The sequence below is a fragment of the Candidatus Cloacimonadota bacterium genome (genome assembly GCA_011372345.1).
Classification (GTDB): domain Bacteria; phylum Cloacimonadota; class Cloacimonadia; order Cloacimonadales; family TCS61; genus DRTC01.
In genome coordinates, this window is record DRTC01000489.1 from 1 (window position 1) to 7,786 (window position 7,786).

The 7,786-nt window shown below is 34.2% G+C and carries 9 protein-coding genes and 2 tRNA genes; 8 read left to right on the forward strand and 3 right to left on the reverse strand.

Annotation, left to right across the window (positions count from 1 at the left end; genetic code table 11):
• Nucleotides 1-220: 220 nt before the first annotated feature.
• Both ENL20_09450 and ENL20_09455 read left to right on the forward strand, forming a co-directional pair.
• Nucleotides 221-298 (forward strand) — tRNA-Pro (locus ENL20_09450).
• Nucleotides 299-309: 11 nt separating this feature from the next.
• A tRNA-His gene (locus tag ENL20_09455) sits at nt 310-384 on the forward strand.
• Between the two features lie 76 nt (nt 385-460).
• On the opposite strand, the gene rfbA is transcribed toward ENL20_09455, so the two are convergent.
• The 3 genes from rfbA to ENL20_09470 all read right to left on the reverse strand — a co-directional run bounded on the left by rfbA (nt 461) and on the right by ENL20_09470 (nt 3,906).
• Nucleotides 461-1,342 carry a glucose-1-phosphate thymidylyltransferase gene (gene rfbA, locus ENL20_09460; protein HHE38782.1) on the reverse strand — a complete coding sequence of 294 codons (882 nt, stop codon included), beginning with the start codon at nt 1,340-1,342 and terminating at the stop codon, nt 461-463.
• 780 nt (nt 1,343-2,122) lie between these two features.
• Entirely contained in the window at nt 2,123-2,872 is a 750-nt protein-coding gene (locus tag ENL20_09465; protein ID HHE38783.1) for an N-acetyltransferase, read from the reverse strand.
• A gap of 8 nt (nt 2,873-2,880) precedes the next feature.
• Entirely contained in the window at nt 2,881-3,906 is a 1,026-nt protein-coding gene (locus tag ENL20_09470) for a Gfo/Idh/MocA family oxidoreductase (protein ID HHE38784.1), read from the reverse strand.
• A gap of 827 nt (nt 3,907-4,733) precedes the next feature.
• On the opposite strand from ENL20_09470, the gene ENL20_09475 reads away from it, so the two are divergent.
• The 6 genes from ENL20_09475 to ENL20_09500 form a co-directional block, all read left to right on the forward strand.
• Entirely contained in the window at nt 4,734-5,294 is a 561-nt protein-coding gene (locus ENL20_09475; protein ID HHE38785.1) for a hypothetical protein, read from the forward strand.
• 442 nt (nt 5,295-5,736) lie between these two features.
• The gene (locus ENL20_09480) at nt 5,737-6,078 is read left to right on the forward strand and encodes a hypothetical protein (protein ID HHE38786.1); all 342 of its coding nucleotides are present in this window, start codon (nt 5,737-5,739) and stop codon (nt 6,076-6,078) included.
• On the forward strand, nt 6,078-6,395 hold the full coding sequence (locus ENL20_09485) for a hypothetical protein (protein HHE38787.1): 318 nt from the start codon (nt 6,078-6,080) through the stop codon (nt 6,393-6,395). The genes ENL20_09480 and ENL20_09485 overlap by 1 nt, the downstream gene beginning before the upstream one ends.
• Nucleotides 6,396-6,446: 51 nt before the next feature.
• Nucleotides 6,447-6,851, forward strand: coding sequence for a four helix bundle protein (locus ENL20_09490; GenBank protein HHE38788.1), 405 nt, complete (start codon nt 6,447-6,449; stop codon nt 6,849-6,851).
• 189 nt (nt 6,852-7,040) lie between these two features.
• Complete coding sequence (locus tag ENL20_09495; GenBank protein ID HHE38789.1) at nt 7,041-7,439, forward strand: four helix bundle protein; 399 nt, start codon at nt 7,041-7,043, stop codon at nt 7,437-7,439.
• On the forward strand, nt 7,436-7,786 hold a 351-nt coding region (locus ENL20_09500), incomplete at its 3' end, for a hypothetical protein (GenBank protein HHE38790.1). The genes ENL20_09495 and ENL20_09500, both read left to right, overlap by 4 nt.

Below are 7,786 nucleotides of genomic sequence, written 5' to 3' on the forward strand. Positions count from 1 at the left end.
GAAGGGTCTCCCATACTTTGTGAATCATTGTTATGCTAGTACTTTGCAACGATATGCACCATCCCTCATCTTTTGTTAGTATTAGGTTGTTTTTGTGTAATAATGAAAAAGTGCCATGCCCCTGAAAAATTTTGGGGGTATGCATGTTCCTAATGTATAAAACTTGACTGAAAATTAGCACCTGGGAAGGTTTTTCTCCTAATCATAAAGATGAATATTTCGGGGTGTGGCGCAGCCCGGCTAGCGCGCTTGAATGGGGTTCAAGAGGTCCCGAGTTCGAATCTCGGCACCCCGACCATATATAATGTGGTGGATGTAGTTCAATGGCAGAGCCCCGGATTGTGGTTCCGGTTGTTGTGGGTTCGAATCCCATCATCCACCCCATTTTTATCTATCCACTTTTTATATTCTCCAGATTTAATATTATTTATCCAATCTTATGTGTCCTCCCAGGCACAGTTTAGTTAACGCTCCCAATTATTTTATCGTGATAAATTTTTTCTAAATAACTTTTGTAACTGCAATTCGGCATGTTGTTTATAATTCTTTTTAGATCACCTCTGGAAATATATCCCATCAAATATGCAATTTCTTCGATACAGGCAATTTTCAGATCTTGCCTGTGTTCTACTGCTCCGATAAACGTAGATGCTTCCAGAAGAGTTTGCGGTGTTCCGGTATCAAGCCAGGCGATTCCACGACCAAACAATTCTACTTTTAATTTGTTTCTTTTCAGATATTCCTTATTTAAATCAGTAATTTCCAACTCACCCCGAGCAGATGGATGTAGTTTTTTTGCATATTCAACAACATTGTTATCATAAATATACAATCCAACAACTGCGTAATTTGATTTTGGTTTTATGGGTTTTTCCTCAATAGAAATTATCTTTCCGTTTTCGTCAAACTCAATAACGCCGTAGCGTTGAGGATCTTTTACATAATATCCGAAAACGGTTGCTCCATAATTTTGCTTTAGAGCAGATCGAATAAAATCAAGTTTTCCATAAAAGATATTATCACCCAGAATCATTGTAACGGAATCATTCCCGATAAATTCTTCTCCTACCAGAAAAGCGTCGGCTAATCCGCGAGGTTTATCCTGAATCTCATAATGTATTGATAATCCAAGTTGAGAGCCGTCTTTAAACAACTTTTTATATGAAAGATAGGTATCCTGATCAGAAATTATCAATATTTCTTTTATGCCAATCAGCATTAGCACAGATAAAGGATAGTATATCATGGGTTTGTCATAAACCATTGTGAGCTGTTTGCTATAAATTAATGAATTGGGATAGAGTCTGGAACCAGCTCCACCAGCTAATATGATGCCTTTCATAGTATAAGTCCTATTTATTTTATTACTTATAGACTTGATTTGATACTAATATTTTCAGTCAATAAAAAAATTAGATAAAAGAGAAACTATTGTTCTGATAACTTCATTTCAAAATCTATTGACTATGAAAATAGATGATATTTTTATATACAGACATGAATCAAAAATCTTTTGTAAGAAAGAACTCTGCGCCATCTAAAATCCTTATTATTATTCCAGCATATAATGAAGAACACATCATAAAGAAGGTTAGTGAACTTCATACCCATAATCCCTGTTGGAATCTACAGATGCTGATGTTGTAAATAGCTCACGATTCTGTAATACAAAAATACAGTGAGGGAATATCTTTGGTTGCTTCTATTGCTAAACTGGTCTTGCAGATCCTTCTTCGTCAGTTTATCACCAGATTTTATGAAGTACATTTCTTTACATCATCTCAGTAGGTTTTGATCTTGTACAGCTCTTTTTTTCTTCCATAGAATTTCATAAGGTAACCTCTATTAGTGTAATCATCGTTACTTAAATAAATTTTGTCGATAAAATTTCTCTGGAAATTATTTTTGATTTAATTGAAATTTAGGATATTTACTTACATGTCGATAGGTAGAAGAATGGTTTATTGAAATCTTCCCTCTCTTAAATTATCCATTTCTTGGTAAGTGAAAAAAATAGGGCTCGATCTTTCAAGCCCTATTCATTATTATATAAGAAAGTTTTTTAGATTTTCTTATTTACCAACCTTCATTTTCATTTTTCGTGTTTTTTGTGGTTCACGTTTTATTTATCCAGATTATTTTTCAATAATTGCTTTTCATCGACATTGCGAAGCACTTTTGCAGGATGTCCGAGTACGACTTTTTCTTTGGGAACATTCTTTGCTACGACAGATCCTGCAGCGACCATGCCATCTTCTTCGATGATCTTACCGGGAAGGATGGTTGCATTCACCCCGATTCGAGCACCAGTCTTGAGTGTTACACCTTTGAAGTGTTTATAACGCTCTTTATCTCGAGCCATATAGTTATCATTGCTGGTTGCTACACAGGGGGCTACAAAACAGTAATCACCGACTTCTGAATAAGCTGTAATATAAACATTTGTTTCAAATTTACACCTGCTTCCGATATTCACGAAGTTCTCAATGGTCACGTTCCTTCCGATAATATTTATATCACCGATCGTAACATTTTCCCGGATGGTTGAAGAGTCCGCAATGAGATTTTTATTTCCGATCACACATCCCACATATATGACCACATTTGCTCCGATGAGGCAATCATCTCCAATTAAAGCAGGTTCAAATGTCTTTTTCTTGAATATACTTCTCGGTGAAAAGAGTGGTTCTTTGCCGATGATCGTTCCATCATCGATTCGTACTCCACTTCCGATTTTCGATCCTTTATGTATGATGACATTATGCCCAATCAGACAATTATCTCCAATAATAACATCATCTTCTATGATGACGTTCAGTCCAATCTTCGTGTCTTTTCCGATCTCTGCTTTTTCAGATATTAATTTTCTCATGATGCTCCTTATACGATTTCCTGTGGTGCGCCATGATTTTCCAATGATGTCTGTGCTGCAACAAGAACTTTAAGCACATCAAGTCCATTCTGTCCATCGGTGAGCGGTTTTTTCTTATTGATGATACAGTCGATAAAATGGGAATCCTCACGTTTGAGAGGTTCGGTAAGTGTTATTTTAGGAATAGAAATATCACCATCATGAATGGAGAGGGATTCTGCAAAGGAATCATAGGACACGTCAGAAGCATCCACGCCTTTGTCGTAGATCCTTATTTTTTCACGTACTTCCATATCATCGAAGGTGACCATTTTTTCGCTTCCCACAATAGTGAATTTCCTTATCTTATGAGGATCAAGCCAGCTGACTTGACCTGTTGCGATAGTTCCGTTTTCAAAGTAAATGGTGAAGAACACCACATCATGGATGTTGTTTTTCTTCTGTAAGAAACTCTGCCCTGTCGCAGACACGCGAACCGGCTTGGAATCGATTAGATACAGCATGATCGAGATATCGTGTGGAGCAAAACTCCAGAGTGCGTTTTCATTTGATCTAACCTTGCCAAGGTTTACACGCTGTGAGTAAAGATAGAGCATGTCACCGATTTCTTTTTCATCAACCATTTTCTTAAGATAATCTACTGCTCCATGATAAAGAAGCAGATGTCCGACCATCAGAACCAGGTCTTTTTCATTTGCAAGATCAACTAATTCCTGTGCCTCATCAATATCTAAAGTGATTGGTTTTTCAACCAAACAGTGTTTGCCATGCTCGAGTGCATCTTTGGCAATTTCATAATGAGCTTCCGCACTGGATGGTATGATCACTGCGTCGATATCATCACTATTGGTGAAATCTGTGAAATTTTGTGTCGTTATAACTTCCGGGAATTGACCTTTTACTCTTTTGAGATTTTTCTCGCTGAGGTCACTCACTCCCACCAGATCACAGGTCGGTAGATTGAAAAATGTTCTCACATGATTAAATCCCCATGATCCTGATCCTATGACTGCTACTCTTGGTTTTTCCTGCATAAATTTTTCCTTTCTGTTTACTCTTACTTGCCATTCAAGTAGAGTAATATTTTATTGCCCTTGATTGCTGTGGACAAATTCGAGTCGTCAATAAATTTATTGATAAAGAAGTTTTTGTATAATTTATTACTGTTCTGTAAAATGATGTAAAATCTTGCTGTACAAAGAAAAAATGTGAAAATATATCCACTTGAAATTCTAATTTTCGGGGCGAGGGAGTAGAAATTACTGGAAATTCTTGACACACATTTTGTTTTTCACTTTTCAAAACCATAAATATTTTTGTTAATTGTAAATAAAATAAATTTTTTAATTGAGAATGGAGTTTATGATTGATAGGTCAGTAATTGCAGGGGATGAAAGAGTTCCTCTACACATTCAAAAAATTTGCAATTCCTATTGTAATTTTTTCCAATTATATAATTTTTTCATTTTGTGTTCTATTATTAACAACTCCGTTCAAAAAACTGTACATAAAATTTCATTTTACGAATATTACGAACTTATATTGATTTTCATCCATGACAAAAAATTGACATTGAGTTTATAAGAAATTAACGTAACTACCATATAATAAGTAAGTTGCTTACAGGTCAAAATGTAAGCGAGGGGCACGAAGTGCGATTTAATTATAGCAGAAATATTAAAAGTGGAAAGCAGATAGATGTGAAAAGGAGAAGGGAAGAAAGGGCGAAAATGGGATTGACGAGTATTTGTAGGAATTGGGATTTAGGATTTTGTTAAAAAAAGAGATACTTCTCTATTGCATTACGTCGCGATAAAAATCGGGAAGAAAAAAAATCATAGAATAAAGTTTGAAATTAAAGATGATGATAGTTGATGAACTCCAAATTCTTTTTGATATTATTAATAAACTGCAGAAATTAAATATCAATTACATGCTCACCGGTTCCATGGCAATGAATTATTACGCTGAACCTCGTATGACAAGAGATTTTGATATAATCATAGAGATTAGTTCACCTCAAAAAAAAGATTTTTTTGCATCTTTTTCCAATGAATATTATCTTACTGAAACAGCTTTTAAGGAAGCCATAAAGTACAATTCTATGTTCAATATTATTCATAAAGAAAAAGTCTTCAAGGCAGACATGATCATTAAGAAGAAAGATGAGTATAGCATTCAGGCTTTTGAAAGAAAACAAATTGAGACGATTAACAAACATTTCGTTAATATCATCTCAAAAGAGGATTTGATTATCTCAAAGATCGAGTGGGCAAAGGATTCCAAATCTGCTCAACAAAAAGCTGATATTATAAATTTGCTGAATACAGGGTATAATAAAGAATACATTGTACGTTGGCTGAAAAACAAACGGTTATTAGATTTCGCAAATGGATTTATTCATGAACGATACTTCTCCTGAAATACAAAAATTATATCATAACCTTCTCATGCAAAAAAGTAATGAAGAACGGTTTCTAATGGGTATAAGTATGTGCCACACTGTGCGACAAATTGTACTAAGCTCATTTTCAGAAAGAGATTGTGTAAAAGATAAAAGGGTTGAACTACTACATCGTTATTATTCACATGACTTATCAAAAGAAGAACAAAAAAATATCGAGAAATGTCTCCTAAAAAAATAAAAAAACGAAAAGGATATCTGTCTCCATTGCATTTTCTTGCTCAAGGATGACAGCAACGTTTTAGAAAAATGAAGAAGATGAGATTGATGTTGATAAATTAATAAAAGACTATAAAGAATTGATATTTGACTTAAATAAACGTATGAAATCCTTAAAGCGTTAAAAAATGAATATACTGACTTTCAACCTCAACCTCAACCTCAACCTTAAAATAATATTATGAAAATCATCACAGAACCAACATCTCTCAGCGAACTTTGGCTTGCTCGTGAAGTCGGATTTGAAGATATGATGAAAATGGTGGTGGATGTAGAACAAGAGATCATAGGAGCAGACGCAGAGCTTCATGCTGACCTGGAAGCACTCCTTTTAGAACATGGATCAAAACAATACAATCTTTGGGGAATAAATATATATCCCGATCAAAGTGATGATTCTTTTATAGAATTTACCGCACTTATTAATATTCGTCCTTCCCAAAATAATAGAAGCATGGAAGTGGAAGATCCTCACATTCGCGATAAAATTCGAGAGATCTGTAATAACTTATTGCTACGATAATGCTGCACACAGGTTTGACATCAGATAAGTGGAAAATTTTCAGTACTGATAAACAGTTACTGATGATCGCAAACGAACTGAATCGTGCAAAAAATTGGATAGATAAAAAGGACTTTGAAAAAGTATCATTCTGTTATGAGCGTGCCTTTGAACTTTTAGACTTGACTGTTGAATGCTCAAAGAACAATAATCTCATCAGAGAATTGCTAAGGTTCCGGGAATTACTTGCAATGACTTATTCAAACAAGTCACCGATTTTTGACTACGTGCTGTATGATCAATTATTAAGTATGAATATACATTCATTTAATCTGTAATGAGTGAAAAGATAAAAGATAAAGGTGAAGATATTAAAGCAGAAAGAAGAAATTAAAAATAAGAAACAAGAAGAAAGAACAAAGACTAAAAAAGTTCATTATTTTCGCGATCTTTCAGAAAGGCTTCTTGATTTTGTAGTTCAAACAATAAAATTTCTGAGAACTTTACCACACGATAAAGAATATGATGTTTTCAGATATCAGTTATCTAAATCATCTTCATCCATCGGAGCCAATTATGAGGAATCTCAGGCTTGTACTAAAAATGAATTCAAACAAAGAATATCAATTTGTCTTCGGGAATCACGAGAAACCAATTACTGGTTTAAAGTTATTGATGCTTTAGCATTAGGAGATGAAAATAAAAGAAAATCTTTACTAAGAGAGTCACATGAAATAAAGTTGATTTTCGGTTCCATCCATACAAAATGTTTTAAAGGAAGACAAGATGAATAAATTCAAAATATTGATCTTTATTCTTTCATCTTTGTTCTTGTTAACTTACTGTACCTCAACTAGCCCCCAAACGGGCTCCCTCTCCGGCACTGTACAGCTCGAAGCCCAATCAGATCATTCTGGAAATAATTCATTCAATGTTTAATTCTTAATGCTAAATTTTTAATGATTAAGACGAATGTTACTTAAATGAGTGAAAAGATAAAAGATAAAGGTGAAAAGGAAATAAGGGTCATATCACATGAAGATTTAAATGTTTGGAAAGATTCAATTAATCTCGTAACAGAAATATACAGATTAACAAAAGATTTCCCGCAAAATGAACTATATGGATTAACTAATCAGATTAGAAGATCAGCAATTTCAATTCCTTCAAACATCGCTGAGGGTTCAGGTAGAAAATCCAAAAAAGAATATATACAGTTTCTATATGTTTCATTAGGTTCGATTGTTGAACTTGATACCCAACTTATTATTGCAAAGAATTTGGGATATCTACCAAATAAAGATATTCGTACAGATTTATTGACGATAAAGAAGATGTTGATCGGTTTAATCCATAGTCTTGAACGAAAGGAGTCAAAGTGAAAAAAAATACACTTTTAGCTCTTAGCTTTTCACTTTTATCTCTCCTATTACTTTCTTGTACAAATACTACGAGCACACAAACTGGTTCTTTAGCCGGAACTGTACAGTTGGAAGGTGAAACAGATCATTCAGGAATTGTGATAGGTATTTTTGAATTGGCAGAACTTGATCCGGATATAGTAGAAGCAAACACAAAATGGCCCCACATTGGTGTAAAAATAAATCAGCACACTGAATTCGACCACCGCTTTGGCACATTAGTAAAAACTGGAGAAACTGATGCTTCCGGTTACTTTGAAATTAATAACATCCCAACGGGAGTATACAATGTAGTTGCAATAAAAGAC

Bases quoted from the DNA above. Each gene is read 5' to 3' on its own strand.
- ENL20_09470 (HHE38784.1), bottom strand. From the start codon at position 3,906: ATGCAGGAAAAACCAAGAGTAGCAGTCATAGGATCAGGATCATGGGGA.
- ENL20_09475 (HHE38785.1), top strand. From the start codon at position 4,734: ATGATGATAGTTGATGAACTCCAAATTCTTTTTGATATTATTAATAAA.
- ENL20_09495 (HHE38789.1), top strand. From the start codon at position 7,041: ATGAGTGAAAAGATAAAAGATAAAGGTGAAAAGGAAATAAGGGTCATA.
- ENL20_09465 (HHE38783.1), bottom strand. From the start codon at position 2,872: ATGAGAAAATTAATATCTGAAAAAGCAGAGATCGGAAAAGACACGAAG.
- ENL20_09480 (HHE38786.1), top strand. From the start codon at position 5,737: ATGAAAATCATCACAGAACCAACATCTCTCAGCGAACTTTGGCTTGCT.
- rfbA (HHE38782.1), bottom strand. From the start codon at position 1,342: ATGAAAGGCATCATATTAGCTGGTGGAGCTGGTTCCAGACTCTATCCC.
- ENL20_09485 (HHE38787.1), top strand. From the start codon at position 6,078: ATGCTGCACACAGGTTTGACATCAGATAAGTGGAAAATTTTCAGTACT.